The sequence below is a fragment of the Pelovirga sp. C15f genome (genome assembly GCF_057178085.1).
Genome location: NZ_JBXUCV010000011.1, coordinates 14,567 through 32,394, shown reverse-complemented (window position 1 = coordinate 32,394; position 17,828 = coordinate 14,567). Strand labels below are relative to the sequence as shown.

14 protein-coding genes are annotated in these 17,828 nt (G+C 53.6%); 5 read left to right on the top strand and 9 right to left on the bottom strand.

Annotated features, from left to right (window positions below):
* Positions 1 to 602 precede the first annotated feature (602 nt).
* The gene (locus AC1931_RS15095; RefSeq protein ID WP_483878111.1) at positions 603 to 1,424 is read left to right on the top strand and encodes a 2-keto-4-pentenoate hydratase; all 822 of its coding nucleotides are present in this window, start codon (positions 603 to 605) and stop codon (positions 1,422 to 1,424) included.
* Positions 1,425 to 1,690: 266 nt separating this feature from the next.
* Here AC1931_RS15095 and AC1931_RS15090 read toward each other — a convergent pair whose 3' ends face one another.
* The 6 genes from AC1931_RS15090 to AC1931_RS15065 form a co-directional block, all read right to left on the bottom strand.
* Positions 1,691 to 2,065, bottom strand: a complete 375-nt coding sequence (locus AC1931_RS15090; RefSeq protein WP_483878110.1) for a hypothetical protein — start codon at positions 2,063 to 2,065, stop codon at positions 1,691 to 1,693.
* 110 nt (positions 2,066 to 2,175) lie between these two features.
* Complete coding sequence (locus tag AC1931_RS15085; protein WP_483878109.1) at positions 2,176 to 4,008, bottom strand: CobW family GTP-binding protein; 1,833 nt, start codon at positions 4,006 to 4,008, stop codon at positions 2,176 to 2,178.
* Positions 4,009 to 4,098: 90 nt separating this feature from the next.
* Positions 4,099 to 5,256, bottom strand: a complete 1,158-nt coding sequence (locus AC1931_RS15080; protein ID WP_483878108.1) for an MBL fold metallo-hydrolase — start codon at positions 5,254 to 5,256, stop codon at positions 4,099 to 4,101.
* Between the two features lie 46 nt (positions 5,257 to 5,302).
* Positions 5,303 to 6,691, bottom strand: coding sequence for a hypothetical protein (locus AC1931_RS15075; RefSeq protein ID WP_483878107.1), 1,389 nt, complete (start codon positions 6,689 to 6,691; stop codon positions 5,303 to 5,305).
* A gap of 87 nt (positions 6,692 to 6,778) precedes the next feature.
* Entirely contained in the window at positions 6,779 to 7,030 is a 252-nt protein-coding gene (locus AC1931_RS15070) for a hypothetical protein (protein WP_483878106.1), read from the bottom strand.
* A 9-nt stretch (positions 7,031 to 7,039) separates the two neighbouring features.
* Positions 7,040 to 7,780: a FadR/GntR family transcriptional regulator gene (locus tag AC1931_RS15065; RefSeq protein ID WP_483878105.1), complete on the bottom strand. Its 741-nt coding sequence runs from the start codon at positions 7,778 to 7,780 to the stop codon at positions 7,040 to 7,042.
* A 146-nt stretch (positions 7,781 to 7,926) separates the two neighbouring features.
* Here AC1931_RS15065 and AC1931_RS15060 point away from each other — a divergent pair, with 146 nt between their 5' ends.
* The gene (locus AC1931_RS15060) at positions 7,927 to 8,859 is read left to right on the top strand and encodes a PAS domain-containing protein (RefSeq protein WP_483878104.1); all 933 of its coding nucleotides are present in this window, start codon (positions 7,927 to 7,929) and stop codon (positions 8,857 to 8,859) included.
* 13 nt (positions 8,860 to 8,872) lie between these two features.
* Here the strand turns inward: AC1931_RS15060 and AC1931_RS15055 are convergent, their stop codons facing one another.
* The 3 genes from AC1931_RS15055 to AC1931_RS15045 are packed head-to-tail and all read right to left on the bottom strand — an operon-like array spanning position 8,873 to position 13,201.
* Positions 8,873 to 10,096: an efflux RND transporter periplasmic adaptor subunit gene (locus AC1931_RS15055; protein ID WP_483878103.1), complete on the bottom strand. Its 1,224-nt coding sequence runs from the start codon at positions 10,094 to 10,096 to the stop codon at positions 8,873 to 8,875.
* Positions 10,097 to 10,101: 5 nt separating this feature from the next.
* A complete protein-coding gene (locus tag AC1931_RS15050; protein WP_483878102.1) occupies positions 10,102 to 12,465 on the bottom strand; it encodes an ABC transporter permease in 2,364 nt (787 codons plus the stop codon).
* Between the two features lie 7 nt (positions 12,466 to 12,472).
* The gene (locus AC1931_RS15045) at positions 12,473 to 13,201 is read right to left on the bottom strand and encodes an ABC transporter ATP-binding protein (RefSeq protein WP_483878101.1); all 729 of its coding nucleotides are present in this window, start codon (positions 13,199 to 13,201) and stop codon (positions 12,473 to 12,475) included.
* Between the two features lie 407 nt (positions 13,202 to 13,608).
* Here AC1931_RS15045 and AC1931_RS15040 point away from each other — a divergent pair, with 407 nt between their 5' ends.
* The 3 genes from AC1931_RS15040 to AC1931_RS15030 all read left to right on the top strand — a co-directional run bounded on the left by AC1931_RS15040 (position 13,609) and on the right by AC1931_RS15030 (position 17,720).
* A complete protein-coding gene (locus AC1931_RS15040) occupies positions 13,609 to 14,889 on the top strand; it encodes an L-cysteine desulfidase family protein (RefSeq protein ID WP_483878100.1) in 1,281 nt (426 codons plus the stop codon).
* 180 nt (positions 14,890 to 15,069) lie between these two features.
* On the top strand, positions 15,070 to 16,233 hold the full coding sequence (locus tag AC1931_RS15035; protein ID WP_483878099.1) for a radical SAM protein: 1,164 nt from the start codon (positions 15,070 to 15,072) through the stop codon (positions 16,231 to 16,233).
* A gap of 605 nt (positions 16,234 to 16,838) precedes the next feature.
* The gene (locus AC1931_RS15030) at positions 16,839 to 17,720 is read left to right on the top strand and encodes a methylated-DNA--[protein]-cysteine S-methyltransferase (protein WP_483878098.1); all 882 of its coding nucleotides are present in this window, start codon (positions 16,839 to 16,841) and stop codon (positions 17,718 to 17,720) included.
* Positions 17,721 to 17,828 lie beyond the last annotated feature (108 nt).

Below are 17,828 nucleotides of genomic sequence, written 5' to 3'. Positions count from 1 at the left end.
GGTCAACAGGGCGATCAGGGTATTACGTAACGTGGTTTTCATGGTGTCCTCCTATAAAGAGCAGCTGAAGATCAGCATGCCGTATTGTTGACATGCTATAAAGCAGGGAGCGTGCCAATCTTCGGAAGCTTCTCCGCAATAATCTTTAACCACACGAATCTATTGAGAAAAAACTTTTATGAAAGCTGGCAGGGGAGGCCTGTGATGCATTCTTATTCCCTGGAGATATATAGGTAAAATATACAGGAAGGGCTAACAGAATGCGCGCCAATTCCCGGCTATAATAGCTAACTGTCTGTCATGTATAAGAAAATTAACTGTATAAAGTCTTTATATGGGGTTTTCTAGGAAGATATTTTATTTATGTCACCAGCAGGGGAGATGGGCAATCCTGTACTTTCTCTGATGGCACCTCAGAATATTTTAAGGGGTCATTAAGTAAAAACCTACTGAGTTGCACTTGCTTCAGGTGCCATGGTATGTACTCAGTGTGATTGATGCATGTGCCGGGGCAAAAGCTTTTTCAGATCTGTCATGCTTTAAACCCTGATAATTTGTCCACCTTTACTACTGATTTTGCCACCAACTCCAGAGACGTTATCATGATACCGGATATCCAATTGCAGCAGATTGCTGCCGACATTTCAGCCGCGCAAACTGCTGTACGGCAAATCGATTCATTTTCTGCCCGTTATCCCACCTTCGATCTTGAGGCTGCCTATGGCGTAGCCCGAATTCACCATCAGCGGCGCCTTGATCAGGGAGCGATGATGGTTGGCCGCAAAATCGGGTTCACCAATCCGGCCATGTGGGCGCGCTACGGCGTTGATCAGCCTTTATGGGCGCCTTTGTATCAAACCACGGTTGCCTATATCGACACCGCGGAGGCAGAGTGCTCTCTTGGTGGATTCACCGAGCCGAAGATTGAACCGGAACTGGTTCTGCATTTCCACCGTACCCCGCCGGTGACTGACGATCCGGCGGCAATTCTTGCCTGTGTTGACTGGGTCGCCCATGCTTTCGAGATTGTTCAGTCTCATTATCCCAATTGGGAATTTTCAGCTGCTGATGTGGTCGCTGACGATGTTCTGCATGGCACCCTGCTGATCGGTCCTCCCTGTAATGTCGCCGATCTGGGCTCCGGATTGATAGAGAGGCTTAAAACCTTTTCCGTCGCCCTTTATGCGCAGGGAGACTTGCGCGAAACGGGAGAAGGCTGCAATGTCCTTGGATGCCCGGCGACAGCAGTTGCTTATCTGCAACAGGTGCTTAATCACCAGCCGGAGTCTTCCACCCTGCAGGCCGGCGAACTTGTTACAACCGGAACAATCACTACCGCACTGCCGGTGAAGATTGGTGAAACCTGGGAAACCCGGATTTCCGGGCTGGATGTGCCCGGACTCAAAGTGCGGTTCACCCGCTAAGGCTTGCCGTAGACAGCAATCGCACTCACGTGCAACGCCCACAGGGTATGATGAATATTCCTGTTATCTTTCATGATGAAATAATGACGGCTCAACCCTGGATAGAGGTTGAGCCGTCGTTGGTTGAAGCATAGGGCTTAGCTACAATCCTCATAGTGAGGAATGTTTACTAAAGGATGTCTGTCCCGCTCTGCAGCAGAAAGTTCGTGAGAGGCTGAACCTTTTCCGGCATCAAGGTGACAAAACAAACCGATGTTGGTCCGATGTTAATACTCAACCTTGCCGCTTTTTGGTCCTTTCCACTCAAAAGAAACAATCTTGCCGTCTTTCCAGCCCACGTCAAAGGTCCTGACGGTTCCAGCCGCTGTCTCAGATTTTTCACAGCTTTCAACCATCACTTCAGCTGTATAGAGAATCGTCCCATTTTTTTTATCCGTGTTGGTGATTTTTGACGCCCCCAGATTACAGGTTTGCAAGGCTTCAGGTACGATTCCCGGTGCCGAAGAATACTTGTTCACAACCATTGCAATCTTTTCTTTTGAGTTCAGAGCTCCCATAAATTCTTTCATTTCCGGGGTAACGGAATTACTGCAACCCGCTAAAAATAGACATATGACCAGGCTTGTTAAGAAAGTTTTCATGCTGTTTTTCCTCCAATTGGTGTTGTTATTGAGCCTTCTGAACCAATAATGATGATGATCAATTATTTCTATTACCTGTTTGTTTACAGGTTGCTGGTAAGCCGTATCGATCAGGCTGTTGTCATTGCCAGTAGTGGCTGCGCGCTTTTTTCAATGTCCTCACCGATGATGACCAGAAAATTCCCCCCAGGGAGTTCTTCAGTTGTCGGGGTCAGGCTGTGAGATCCCGGTACATATTGATAATAGTAGCGATCTTGGTCGTCTGTGAATTGCATGACGCCCTTCATCCTGAGGACTTTCTCTGACAAATTTGTCGCGCTTGCCAGGAACAGCTCCTTCTCCAGGGGAGATTTCAGTTCGACCAAAATGGTGGAGATATTTTGAGTGCCATGAATATGGTGTTTTGTTGTGCTGATCAGTTTTAGACTGTCTTCCAGCTGGCTATTGCCAGTCAGGTTGACACCATAAAGCTGGGGAGCTGAAAAATTACCATGGTTACCCTGATGAATAGCCACGCAGGGATTTAGTCTTTGGATGTATTCTGTCAGCCTTTTGAGCTCAGCCGCCGTGACGCCGGCCGTCTTGTTCAACAAGATCACATCTGCAAGGATAACCTGTTCTCTGGCAACGCCATACTTTTCCAAGGTTGCCACTCCTTGCGTGGCATCAATGACGGTTGTGATCGAGCAGAATTCGAGTTGATCCTCCAGTTCGGACACTTCACTTAAAAAATTGGCCGGATTAGCCAGCCCGGTTGTTTCTACAACGACAAAGTCAGGTTGAAAACCGGAAATCATTTCTGACAGGGCCAGCTTCAAACTCCCGGACAGGGTGCAGCAGATACATCCCTCGTCCATTTCAGTTACAGCGTAATGCTGACCAATCAGGTGGGTATCAAAACTTTTGGCTCCAATTTCATTTTGAACGATTGCAACGAAAGCGTTGCGCGCGGTCTGGTTTTCGATGAAGTGATTCAGGAAACTGGTTTTGCCTGATCCGAGAAATCCGGTCAGTATGATTAATTTTGGACGCTCAGTGATGCCCATTGAATTTTTATCGACACTGAAGCGGGCTCCGGGCACCTGTACTTGCCACCAGGCTTCATCTGCATACTCAAGGGGTTTATCCATGGATGAATGCCACAGCATATCGGTTTGTAAGGCGCCCCGCTCAGGGGCTGAAAAGGAGCTATCGGCCCCCCAGGTTAATGCGAGGCTAATCACTTTAAGATCTGGATGGTGTTCCTGTTGGAGTCGCTGATTATGATGGTAGATATGCTGATGGCCGGTCCCATAACTGCGTTGCAGGTGTCCTGGCGCCTCTTCAAGGCAGAAACTGAACGAAGCGGCGATGACCCTGAAAAAACTGAGGGCAAGGGAGAAGGCAGCAAGATCCTGATCAGCCTCGCCGGGTTCAATGACCTGCACCTGCCGGTTTTCTTTGGTAATGATCACACCATCGGCACTGACCAGGGTTAGTTGATCTGCCGCCACAAGTGAAAGCTCTACGGCTTTTTTTTGTGAGTGAAATGTAAGGTTAAGCTGGCCGATGTGGAAAAGAACTTTTAAAGTTTCATGGCTTGTAAATTCGCGGACATGATGCAGGTAGTCTGGGTGCAGGGCTGCGATGCAGGCCGCGACAGAAAAGGATTCCAGATACTCCTCTTCTGGTGAAGGGAAATAATAGAGGTCGAAGGTGGCAGGACTCTGGCCGTGCTGTAGCGCTGCTCCTACAAAATTGAGCCCAAAAACGCCCTCCTGCGCGGCGATTTTGACACTAAAGCCATTATCCGGACATTCTTTCACTCCGCGCCAGCCCAGGCGCTGTCGGACGCCCGGAATGAAATTGGAGCGTAACATAATGACAGGCAGCAGTTTTTCGGTGACCTGCTCCGCATCAGCAAGGACGGCCGGTGGCAGAATGGTGTTCAGTCTTCTTAACATGGTTTTCGGCCTCATCATCCTGTGGCGCGCTGTCGGGCTGTCCAGCAAGGACAGCCCGACAGTTCACTTGCAAACGGCAATTTGTTCAGGTTACCCGAATGTTATGACATCGCCATTGCCTAAATAAGCCTTATCTTTCGAGCGGTTTTGAGCTGTCCCTTCAATGACGGGGTACCCTTGCGAGATAAACTTCTTGGCACACAAAACCCCGGTGCAATGGTTGCAACCAATGCGATCAAAATCATAGTTGCGCAGGGAAATTACCAGATCGTCATACTTCGGGTCCCAGTCGTCGAATGGTGAAATGTGGAGGCCGCCATAGATTCCGTGAAAATTGTCATTTTCATATTTGATTTCTTTGTAGGCGGTTTCGGCAAACTGAATGATCCCCTGGTGACAACAACCGGTGACGCTGACCAGGCCTTTGTCGGCAACGTTAAAATACATCGATTGCTCACCGTAAACCCGGCAGATAATCGGGATATCGAAAACAAATGTCGCCATACCGGGAATGTGTGGATTCAACCCTGTCGGGAGGGTGACAACTTGACCTGTATGACCACAGTCCTTGATGTACTGCAATCCTTCCGAGTAAAACCCTTCAGGAATATAGATGGTGATGGTCGGGTCATATTTGAGGGTGACCGGCAGACCCCAGAAGTGATCGAAGTGTTCGTGAGAGATGAACAAGGCTTCAATCTCCCGATTGAGCAGCATCTTGTCGATCCCTTCACGTTTGAAGCATTCGTGGGTCCAGGCATAGCTCCAGCCGGTATCGAGTAAGAATTTACGCTTTTCCCCGGACATTTCTTCAACTTCGATCAGCGCGGCAAAGCCACCGGCATTTTCTGGAGACACACAGTTTTTAACACAAATGTCCCAGGCCTCATCAACCCTGTCAGGCAGCAGGTGCTTGATTTTATCTATGCCCTCCTGGTAGCTGCCTTTTCCCAGCCCCTTGCCGTTGCCGAAAGGCGGCCAGTTGTAATCGTACTGATTGACCAGCAAGCCACCCGCTCCCTTGATGTCACCCATCAGAACGGAATTTTCAAACCAGCTGGTTTCGCTGACATTGGTTACCTTGACGCTTTTGCAGACACCAATATCAGTCATCTTCCTGACAGTTTCAGTGAAGTGTTTTTTTCTAAGGGGTGAATAGGAGTAGACCCCCATGGCACCGAGCATGCCAAGGCCGATACCGGTTGTCGCTCCTTTAAGAAAATCACGGCGTTTGATTTTTTCAGACATGATATTATCTCCTGAGTTGCGGCTATTTGATCGGATCGATCGATTGCTAGAAATATGGCAACGCCCAGACGGTAACAAAGAAGAACACAACTCCCATCACCGTGCCTGCACCGAGTCCGAGACCGAATGTGGGCGTCGGCTTGATTCCTTCAATCTGCTCCTGATGAGCGCTATGTTCAGCCGCGAGTTCTTCAGCTGTCTTCGGCACCATCTTCCAGCCGGGCCAGTTATCCATGAACCAGTGATGAACCAGCATCAGGTTGACCAGCCAGATCATCGGGATCATCGGGAACTGCTGGGGATGGGAGAAACCCTTCTGGGTACCGAGGAACAGGTGCGAGACCTTGTAGTAAATGACGTACAATGCCACGCTCGCCACCAGGGTGATCAGGGTCCTTACCGCTACGTTCACCGGCAGGCTGAACTTGCGCGGCCAATTGCCGCAATAGAAGTTGAGAAACAGGGCCGGTACCAGGAAGAAAATAGCCATTTCGCCCACGTGCAGCCAACGCCAGTCGGGAGCGGCGTCACGGCGGGTGCCGCGGATAGCTTCGCCCCAGACCAGTTCCTGGGCGAAATAAAGAAAGAAATGGATTGCCAGAGCGATGCCGATGATGCCAAAGAAACAGGCCAGTCGTCGGGTCCAGTCATGCTTGATAAGGCTGAAGGGATAACGCTCCCAGATAGTCTCCACCAGCCACACCACCACCGTACAGCACATGATCCAGCTGACATGGAAGTTACCTGAGACGGTGTCAGCAAACTCTTCCCAGTAAGGGGGAGCAATTGAAGTAAAGTATTGCCACGGGTGATAGAGGATACCCATGTGCGGATGCATGGTGACGAAGTAGATGAGGGTGGAGAAAAAGAAGGTTATCGTCAAGATGGAGAAGCCTTTCACCGGCTGCGGCATCTTGGCCCAAGGCGCCTCTTCCAGGGCCACCACCCAGGCCGGCGACAGCCAGGAGGCGATGGCGGCGAACATCAGGATGGCCAGACTGGCATATTCAATAGCGAAGAAGCTGGTGATGCCGGGAAGCTTTTCGAGTTGCTCCGGGTTGAAGTAGGCCAGCCCGTAGTTGCCGAGAAAGCCTTCGAAAAAGCCCTTGATCAGCAGCAGCATGATGCCGACAGATACCAGCGTCAACACCGTGCCCTTTACCAGGGGATGGGCTGTTTCCAGCCAGTTGCGGCGGAAGGGCCAGTAGTTGAACAGATAGACCATCCAGATCATCATGATCAGCCACCAGCGACAATACATGTAACCGACATAGGGGGTATACATGCGCATCAACCCGCGTGGATCCTGAAATATCCACCAGGTGGCGTAGAACACTGCCAGCAGCAGTAACAGGCTGACCAGGGCGGGAAACGGCCCAGTCCAGCGTTTGACCAACTTGCGTTCCTCCAGGAACCCCGCGCCAAACCTTTCCATAGACACACTCCTTCGGCAAATTGCCGCGCTTGTGAAAGCCGACACTGGCGCCCGGCTTCACCTCTGCCCCTCCGTTTGGTAAGAAATCTAGCCTGCCTGCTGCTGCATGCGCTGGCGAATGGCCCGCGCCAATTCCTCCGGGTCACCCTGTGGATCCAACCCCAGGCGTTGCGCCTCGTCCGCCAGCAGAGCCAGCGGCAGGTCGGCTAACAGCGGATCCGGCAGGCTGGGTGGAGAGGGTTCACCGGCAGCCAGCGCCGGCCACAGCTGGAATGCCAGCCGTACCGTTCCCTGTCCCATGTGGCGGAAAAATTCCTTGCGCGACAGGTTCTGTGGCATAGCAACTCCTTACTGCATTGTCCCTGTATGTGCAGCCGCTATGATCGGCGACAGGGGGATCTGTTTGAGTTCGGCAAAGGCGATGCAGGTATTGACGACCTTGCGCCGCAGGCTCGCCATCGCCTCAGCGCTGTCATGACGCTTAAGGGCACGCAGGATGTGGACGATATCGGCGAACATCTTGTCGCGCTCAATCTCGTTGAAGGCGAAAAAATCAGGGAACATAACGGAGGAACTGGCGCAAAAGGGAGTGACGATCTCACTGATGACCGGATTGCCGGTGGCAGCAGCGATGATGTGAAAAAAGTCGCGGGTGCGGTGTTTGATACCGTCCCGATCCTTGTGCACGATGGCCTGCCCCAGCTCAGCAGTGCACTGCTCCAGTCGCCGCTGATGCGCTGCCGTAATCCGCTGAGCGGCAAGGGCAACTACTTCCGGCAGGAACAGGTAGGCGGCCTCGAAGCGTGACATCAGCTTGCTGAAAGATTCTGTCGGAGTATCCGCCTCCACCCTGCAGGGTTCTGCCGACAGCAGATAGCAACCACTGCCCTTGCGGATAGCGACCACCCCCAGCCCCTCCAGCCGCCGCAGGGTACTGCGCAGGGTGTTGCGACTGACGCCGAACTCTACCGCCAGCTGCCGTTCTGCCGGCAGACGCTGCCCCGGCAGCCAGACACCGGCGGCGATCCGTTGCCGGAGGTGTGTCTCAAGCCGTCGTTCCTGTCCGCAATGGGGTTCGCCAATATCCATAATGGTTCTACCAATTTCAGTGTTGAATTGTTTAAACTTGATTTATTCATATTTAACCGTAAAATAGAGCATAGTCAACTGAAATATAGAACTTTTTTGGTTCTACCAATTAATTAGAAGCAGCAGTTTTGCACACAGGAGTCAGCATGAATGGATCGGAAACCGGTGGTGAGATAATAGCGATAACGGATCTGCAGGAGAGCCTGGGCGCCTTGCCGGCCTTGCTGTGGCGGATCGAGGTCGCCCGCTCCCGTATCGAATTCCTTAACTGGCAGGCACAGCCGGGTCTTGGGCTGGATGTGCCGCAGCTGCTGAAAAATCGGGATTATCGCGACCGGTTTATTCATCCGGAGGACCGCACGGCGCTGGATGAGCTGATGCAGAAGCTGCGGCGGGGGGAAGGGGGGACGTTACTGTTTCGGGCGCTGGGCGCCGGTGGCCGGATTCTCTGGTTCAAGCTGTCCGGCCGCCGCAGCCTGCAGGACGACGGCTTCATGGCCGGTCATCTGCTGGAACTGTCCACGGTCGTTGATGATATTCGCCGGAGGACGGCTTCTGCATCCGTCCCGGCACCCTCCCAGAAGGCGGTGCCGGCCCAGCAGCTACAGCAGGAGATGCGCGGCATCAACCGCATCGACAAGGTGCTGCAACTGCTGTTTGAAAGCCAGTCTGAGCCGCTATTTGATGCCATTATCTTTTCCGACATCCACGTCCGTAAAAACCAGGTGGTGGTCTACAGCTGCGGGGTTCCACTGTCCAGCTTGCCGCAGGGCAAGGTATTCCCCTACGAGGGCACGATCGCCGAGAACATCCTCCAGTTCGGGCTCGAAAACCTCATCGTTGACGATACCCATGACAGTATCAAGGCCATCGACTGGGCACTGTTTGTGCCGGCGGGTATCCGTTCCTACTTTGCCAAACCCTTCTATCACGGCCAAAAGTTGCACAGCGTGCTGATCCTTTGTGCCACCACTCCTAACCGCTTTGCCGGAACCACAGTCGCCAGCTTTGAGGGGCTTTACCCGCCCTTTCTCTGTGGGCTGAAACAATGGCGCCAGCGCAACAAGGTTCCGGCATGAATCCGTGAAGGGACTACCGAACAATCTTACGCTGGGAAACTTTTACCCCATCGGTGAGTTCCGCTGCAGGGTAAAGAACAACTTGTTCTCCCTCCTCCAGACCCTTCAGCACCTGAGCTGTGATGCCGTTGTTTTTTCCGATCTCGATTGTCCGGATGGTTGCGGTGCCGCTATCAACGACAAACACGCTCCATTGCTTGCCATCACGAAACAGCGCGCTGGAGGGAACCAATATGGCATCTTCTTTTTGCCAGATGATGATTTGTGCTTCAACACGAAAGCCGTGACCAAGCTTTCGTCGCGACTCCTGCGGGTCAGTAAAGCGGATTACAGCGTTGACCCGCTGCTCCTCAACTCCGAGGGCGGAGACCTTGGTAAAGCCCCAGGGATCGACGCGGATAACGACACCGTTTAAGTTCTCCTGACCTCCCCAGGCCGAAAAGATCACCTTGTCATCCGGAGCAACCTGCACCGCATCGGAAGACAGGAGTTCGACAACGACTTCGAGATCGTGATCGATGTTGCCTATCTCCAATACCGCCGTTCCGGCGGCCAGCGTTGCTTCACTTTCCTGCATGACCCGAAGCACCTGACCATTGCTTGGCGCATAGAGGTTGATTGCCTTTGCCAAATCACTATCAACCGAAGTTTGACCGTCAATTTCCATCAGCCGGGCACGGGCGTTGGCAAGATTCGCCTGGCGCTCGGTGATTACCGCCTGCGCAGAGGTGAGCGCGGCTTCGGCGATCCGTGCCTGACGGATCGCCCGGTCCAGTGTGGCCTGACTTTCAAGGTTGGATTCGCGCAGGTTCCTGGTTCGTTTCAGTTCTGTCGCAGCTAGCTTTTGGTTGGCAGTAGCCTGGCTGCGCTCGGCGTGAGCCAGTCGCAACGCCGCTTCAGCAGCGGCCACCTCGGCGTCGGCTTGAGCGCGGCTACGGGCATCAAGCGGGGTCGGCCTGGCCGGCAGCATCACTGCAACAATACTCTTGCCGGCAATCACCTGATCACCGGGCAGGGCATCGACCCGGAGCAATCGGCCGGTGACCGGCGTTGAGACAATATAGGCGTCCCGGACCCGGGTGCGCCCTTCTTCGTCGATCGAGACCAGCATGGAACCACGCTCCACACCACCGATATCCACCGCCAGCGGCTGGGGCCGGAAGGCCAGAGCCAGGGCCACAACGAGCAGCAGGAGTACTCCCAGAGTAAGATATGTTCTGGATATTTTCTTCGCCATTCCAACTACTCCCGTGTTTTAAGGGCGGAGACCAATTCCGCCCGGTCCATGTCGCGCTTCACCAGCCAGCCTGAGACCGCTGCCGCAGCAAGGACCGCGACTGCCGCGCCGGCATAGCTTTGTGCCGAGACGGTAGCGGGGATCTGATACAGGTCGGTGCTGAACCCTGCGGCGATCGCGTAAGACAGAAGGTATCCAAACAACGCACCGACCGGCAACGCCAACAGGGTAACGACCGCCAGTTCACCCAGCAGTACAAATGCCGCTTCACCGTTGCTAAAGCCGATCACCCGCAGGCTTGCCAGATCCCGCGCCCGTTCGGCATAAGCGATCCGGGCGGCGTTATAGACGATACCGAAGGTGATCACCCCGGCAATGGCTGCCATGATATAGCGCATCGCCCCGGCCCCGGTATCCATTTGTTTCTGCAACGCCGCGCGGGTATCGCTTTTCAAACTGACCCCGGCCACTGCCGGTATTTCCTTGAGGGTACGGTAAATCGCACCGCTCTGGTCGCTGTCGATACGTAAGTACGCGGCAGAAACACGGTTCGGCTCTTTCAGGACGCGGTTCAGTGATTCCCGTTGCATATAGGCAGGCGCCCCTAAAAGGGTATTGGCGACGCCGACAACCGGGATGAAGAGGGTCGGACGCCGCCCCTCGCGAACCTCAACCGTCAACAGATCACCGGGACTCACTGCGAGGATATCCGCCAGTGCCTTGGCCAGCACGATCCCCCCTTCGTCCAGCTGGATCGTCGCCAGGTCATTGTCCACGGCGCGGTTAAGGCGCGGCGACTCAACCAGGCCATTGATTGCGCCTCGGTGGCTTCGCAACCCGTTGCGCAGTATAACCGGCACAACGCGCACCGGTTCCACCTCGAGCACCCCGGGCAGCCGTTGCAGTTCGAAGATCACCTTGTCGGAAACCGCCTCGTTAAAGCTGATGGTCAGGTCGCTATGATCGACAACGTTGAAGGTCAATTCAATCATCCGCTCGAAGCCCACCATAATGCCGATCATCGCCACCGACAAAGCCATGCCGGCTGCGATGCCGATCAGCGCGCCCGCCATGCGCCCAGGCTGCCGGGTCAGACGGCGCAGGACCATGCGGCTGGGCTGATCGAGCATGCGGTTCAAGGCCATGCCGATTTGCCCGCTTCGGCTGTAGTCCGGAGGCACCGGAGGACGCATGGCAGCCGCGGGAGTGAGCGCAAAAACACGGTGAAGAACCAGCAGGCCACCCGCCGATGCCGAGCCGACGCTGACCAGAAAACCGATCACGAAAGACGCCGGATCAAGTTGGAAAACCAGAAAGGGAAACTTGAAGTACAGCAGATAGATATCCACCAAAGCCCGGCCACTGGCGATCCCCAGCAGGCAACCTGCCAAAGCGCCGCCGACGGCGATGGCAAGAACCAGTTTGAAGTAGTGCACACCAACTTCCAGGCTGCTGTAACCGAAAGCCTTCATCAACCCGATTTCTTCCCGTTCGGCCTGGACCATCCGCGAGATGACAATGTAGAGCAGGAATGCGGCCACAGCGAGAAAGATCGGCGGCACACTGGCGCTGGTGGCGCGCAGACCATCGATTTCTTCGCTGACGAAACGGTTGGAGGCCTGATCTTCTCGGCCGTAAGCACCGCGACCACCGTATGCTTCCAGCAGTCGGTCCACGGCATTCAGTATGGCCAGCAACTGAGCATTGGGACCAAGCGACAGCAATGCTTCGTTAAAGGCTCCTTCCATGTCGTAGGCGGCGGCCAGCGCCGTGCGATTCATCCAGATGACGCCGAAACGGGAGTCATCGGAGATCAGTTCTCCGGGTGCCGTTGTGTAGAGGAACTCCGGAGCCATGGCCAGGCCGACGATGCGCAGATTGCGCCGTGCACCGTTCATGGTCGCGGCGATCTGGTCGCCGGGTCGCAGTCCGTGCGCCGTAGCGAAACCCTGCAGCAGCAGGATTTCGTCAGGATGGTCGCCCTCCAATTGGCGCCCCTCGGTGAGGTAGATCTCGTTCAGTCGAGGTTCACCAAAGTCGGGGAGTGAGACCGCTTGCGCCTGCAACGGCAGATCCCGACCGGGCAGGTCGATCAGGGCACCACCGGTCACCCGTCCTTGGGCGGCGGCTACTCCGGCAATGGTCGCGAGATTGGCGATGAGCTGTTCGGGAGCGCGATTGACCGGTGCGAACACCTCGGCGAAGCGGTAGCGTTCGTAGTAGGCCCGCCGGGTTTCGTCAAGCGAGGTGATCAGGCCGGATTGCATCACCTGCAACAGCACACCGACGGCAATGACCGCGCCGATAGCGACAGCCTGTCCCTTGATGCGCCAGAGATCGCGCAGCAGCTTGCGATTCAAAGGAGTCATCTGCGGCTCACCATTCGATATCCTCCGGGTTGTCCTTGGTTTGATTTTCGACGACTTGGCGGATCGCTCCGTCGGCGAAATGAATCACTCGGTCGGCCATGGCGGCGGTCGCCGCCGCATGGGTGACGATCAGCACCGTCGCACCAAGCTGCTCATTAATGTCTTTGAGCACCTTGAGCACGCTACGCCCGGTGGTGCTGTCAAGGGCGCCCGTCGGTTCGTCGCAGAACAGCACCGTCGGCTGCTTGGCGATCGCTCGGGCAATGGCGACCCGCTGCTGTTCCCCTCCCGACAATTGGGAAGGAAAGTGATCGGCCCGCGCGCGCAGTCCTACCAGCGCAAGGGCCTCGACCGGGTCGAGCGGATTGTTGGCAATTTCGGTGACCAGCTCGACATTTTCGCGGGCAGTGAGACTCGGCATCAGATTGTAGAATTGAAAGACAAAGCCGACATGCTCGCGCCGGTAACGGGTGAGCTGGACATCGCTCATGGCGCTCAGCTCCTTGTCCTGAAAATAAACCGTCCCTTCGGTGCCCCGATCCAGACCACCGATGATATTCAACAGCGTCGATTTGCCGCTGCCGGAGGGTCCGAGCAGGACGACCATCTCCCCGGCAGGGATGTCCAGATCGACACCACGTAAGGCATGCACCGCTGCCGCTCCTTCGCCGTAGACCTTGGTCAGGCCCCTGGTGGTGAAAGTCGACAAGGATTTTGTTGTGAATTCGTGCTGCACATCATCCCCCTGAAAATACACGTCTATTCAATGGTCTCCAGCCGACAAGCCATCTTTTCTCCATCCGCCTGAGCCGGAAAACCAGCGCATGTGTATAAGTTTACTTGTTCTGAGCAGAACTTCTTTGAAAAAATGCAGCCACTGTCCGTATTGACATCTTTGCGCCGACTTTTTTCGGAGACAGTTTTTGTTTAAGCCCGGCCGCCATGGCCGTCTCCTTCCTTGCAAAAATGACAACGCTGAGGTAATCATAAGACCATCCCGATCAAGGGGCTTGTCTCGGGATCGCTTGAGCTGACGCACATCTTAAGCGCAGCTCAAGCGATCAGAAGACCTGAGATCGCTTTCATGCCTACTACACTGCAGCACTGGATACAATGTACTGTTGTTCGCGGCAAGGTGAACATATGAATTCAAATGACAAACGCTATCAAACCTATCTTGATATCCTGCGCGAGGAGCTGATTCCCGCAATGGGCTGCACCGAACCGATTGCTATTGCCTACGCCTCAGCCCGAGCACGTGATGTTCTGGGTACCCAGCCTGACCGGGTCATGATCGAAGTCAGTAGAAATATTATAAAAAATGCAAAGAGTGTCATTGTTCCCAATACGGGCAACCTCAAGGGAATTGAGACATCTGTTGCCGCAGGGGTCGTTGCCGGGCAGGCAGAAAAAATCCTGGAAGTCATTTCATCGATTGATGATTCAGGCCGAAAAAGAATAATAGAGTTTCTGCATAATAAAGAGATAAAAGTCGTTGAAATAAACAGCAATTTGCCCTTTGATTTGATAGTTACCGTTTTTTCCGGGACGTCTCAAGCCAGTGTTCAGATTTCTCACTACCACACGAATATTGTTCGTATTACCAAGGATGATGAAGTCATTTACAGTGATCAGGATTGCGCTGAAGTAGACATTCCCGAACTGGCTGATCGCTCAACCCTGAATGTCCGAGACATTCTCGATTTCGCCGAGTCAGTTGATCTCAAGGATGTCGAGGAGTTGTTGCAGCAGCAGATCGACTACAATATGGAGATCGCCACTGAGGGTTTGAAAGGCGATTGGGGAGCCAATATCGGGTCCGTTCTAATGGACGCCTGGGGCGATGACGTCAAAGTCAGGGCAAAAGCGTTAGCTGCTGCTGGTTCAGATGCAAGGATGGGTGGATGCAGTCTGCCGGTCATGATTGTTTCAGGCAGTGGAAACCAGGGGATTACCGCCTCCGTTCCGGTGATTGAATATGCCGGAAAACTCCAGGTCGACCGCGATACCCTGCTGCGCGCCCTGCTTGTTTCAAACCTGATTACAATTCATCAAAAAACCGGGATAGGTCGCCTTTCGGCATTCTGCGGTGCCGTAAGCGCAGGCTGCGGCGCCGGGGCAGGTATCGCCTGGTTGCACGGCGGCCGTTTTGAGGAAGTAGCCCATACGATTGTCAATGCCTTGGCGATCGTCGCAGGGATTATTTGCGACGGAGCAAAACCTTCTTGTGCAGCTAAAATCGCCTCTTCCGTCGACGCGGGTATTTTGGGGTTTCTGATGTTTCAGAGGGGGCAGCAATTTTATGGAGGTGACGGCATTGTCACCGAAGGGGTGGAAAATACACTAGAGAATATCGGTCGTCTGGGGCGTGACGGTATGCGTGAAACCGACAAAGAGATCCTTCGCATTATGCTGGGCGAATAGGATTTAAACCTGAACACGACCATGCAACTTGCGTATCGGGCCTGTAAAAGATTTTATATTAATGGCTCTTCTTTTTAAATATGTTTCATTCAGACAGTCCCAATCAATCACCACTTCTTGAATGTGAAAGACCTTCCTTGACTGCCAGACGGGTCTTTCCGGTAAAGCAGGAACTCCTGGATGCCCTGGAAAAACCAGATAAACGAAAACTACCATGGCTTTGAGCTTGGTCCGATTCGGCCGCCGAGTGAAGCCGGCAGCCTGCTTCTGCGGGTGACGCGCAATTGTCCCTGGAACAAATGTACATTTTGTGGACTTTACAAAGGGCAACAGTTCAGCATCCGCCCGGCAGATCATGTCTGCAAGGACATTGATCGGGTGCGCTATTTCGTCGATAAAATCAACCAGGCCGGCAACGGGGTCTCGGCGACCGGAAACAACCTTGCAACTCTTCAGGGAGGTGCTGCGGCTGCAGATCAGATGGCATTTCATTCGGCCTTGACCTGGATGCGCTGCGGGATGAAGTCCGTCTTCCTTCAGGATGCTAACACCCTGATCATCAATCCTGATGATCTTGTCGCCATCCTGGAACATCTTCGTCAAACATTTCCTCAGGTTGAGAGGGTGACAGCCTATGCCCGCTCTCATTCAATTGCCCGCATCAGCGATAGCGACATGGCTCGCCTTGCCGCCGTCGGACTCAACCGGATTCATGTCGGTATGGAGTCGGCGTGTAATGAAGTGCTCGATATGATCAGAAAAGGTGTCGACAAGCAAACCCACATCCTTGCCGGACAGAAGGTGAAGAAGGCGGGCATCGAACTTTCTGAGTACTTCATGCCCGGCTTAGGAGGTGAAAAACTCTCACGTGAAAACGCTCTCGAATCCGCCGCTGCATTGAGCCGGATTGATCCCGATTTCATTCGCGTTCGCACGCTGGCGATCCCCGAGATGATTGAGCTTCACAATGACGTAAAGGCCGGACGCTTCAAGCCCCTGGGGGACAAGCAGAAGGCGGAGGAGTTGCTGTTGTTTTTAGATAACCTTCACGATATCGGCAGTATCGTCAAGAGCGACCATATCCTCAACCTGTTTCAGGAGGTGGAGGGAAAATTACCCCAAGATCACACGGCGATGACGGCCCCGATAAGGGCTTTTCTGAATATGCAGCCACGAGAACAGATGCTCTTCATGGTGGGTCGCCGAACCGGCATCTTCTCTCGCCTTGCCGACCTCGATGACCGGATGTTGCGTGGCCATGCTGAACGGGCTGTGGTTGCTCACCAGGTGACCCTGGAAAATGTTGAAACCCGGACCGCTGAAATGACGCATCGTTTCATTTAGCAAGGCAATGTGAACGGTCGCCGGACAAAACTCACCAGGGACTTTCAACATTGATGATTCCAGGGATGGCATACTGTCTGTGGATGCGGGAAGCCTCTGCCGCTTGAAAATGAGAAGAGCCGCCCATCGATTGCGGCCGGGCCAAAGATAATCAGTCCCATACCGTCTAAATTTTTACCTGCTTATTGCTCTCCGATAAATATGCCACCAGGCAGAATGGTACTGAACGGAATAAGGAAGGTGACCAGCAAGAATCGGGTGGTTTTCCTCCGATGGCATCACTATGCTGTTGTAAAGCAGCAGTTCCATGGAAATCCTGATAAAAATGAATTGTTGGTATTTTAAGTGACGTTCCGGAAAGTGAAAACAATCTGTTCAGCGGGAACTGTCTGGTTGCCTCAGCAGGCTGAAAAAAACAATCACATTCTTTTGCCGGCACCAGCTTTACAGCTGATTTTAATCGGACGATGATCGTCGTTGCGCTATTCCTCTCAAGTATAACCGTCAGCGCGACGGCCAGGAAGTACGATGCCGATTATGATGATAAGGATTTTTTGTATAACATTCAGAAAACAACCTACAAAGACGGTCATGGAGAAGAGTCAATGGATAACTCTGACTATAGACGCATTGAGCAGGCGATCGCTTATCTGGTGGAACATGCATTAGAGCAGCCATCTCTTGACGAGGTTGCAAAACACATCGGCTTGAGTTCCTATCATTTTCAACGTTTGTTTAAATCCTGGGCCGGCGTCAGCCCTAAGCGCTTTCTGCAATATCTGACCATTGAACATGCCAAGAAGCTTTTGCACGATTCCGTTTCTGTGCTTGATACCGCCCTTGATGTGGGACTCAGCGGACCGGGCCGTTTACATGATCTGTTTGTGAGTGTTGAGGCAATGTCGCCGGGAGAGTTCAAAGCGCAGGGGAAAAATCTGCTCATCAGCTACGGGTTTCACGCCACCCCTTTTGGCGAATGCTTGCTGGCTGTCACCCCTCGGGGAATCTGCAGCCTTGCTTTTGTTGAACCAGAAACTAGATCGGTAGCCCTGGATGAATTACGGGCGACCTGGCAGGAATCGCTGCTCGTTGAGGACCAGAGTGCAGGTACGGAGATTGTTAAGCAGATTTTTTCTCAAACTCGCGGTGAGTTGCAGTTTCCGCTTAAGGTTCTGCTGAAAGGGACAAATTTCCAGATCAAGGTCTGGAAAGCCCTGTTAAGCATTCCTGATGGGAATGCCGTCTCCTACGGTTCTTTGGCTAAGGCAATCGGCCACCCCAACGCCCATCGGGCAGTAGGTACCGCTGCCGGACACAATCCGATTGCCTACCTGATACCTTGTCACCGGGTACTCAGGGCAAACGGAGAAATTGGCGGCTATCATTGGGGACCATCGCGCAAGCGGGCAATCCTTGCTCGCGAAGCCGCTTGCTGTGATCATGCAACTTCCTTATCTGCTCTGACCGTCCACCGATGTCAAAACTGATTATTCCGTTTGAGATGATGTAAATCTTCAGGAGTTGCACACGCAGACAGCAAATCTATATAATCAAGGAGATTGCGGCACATGTCGTCATTCGTCCTACAGAAGGTG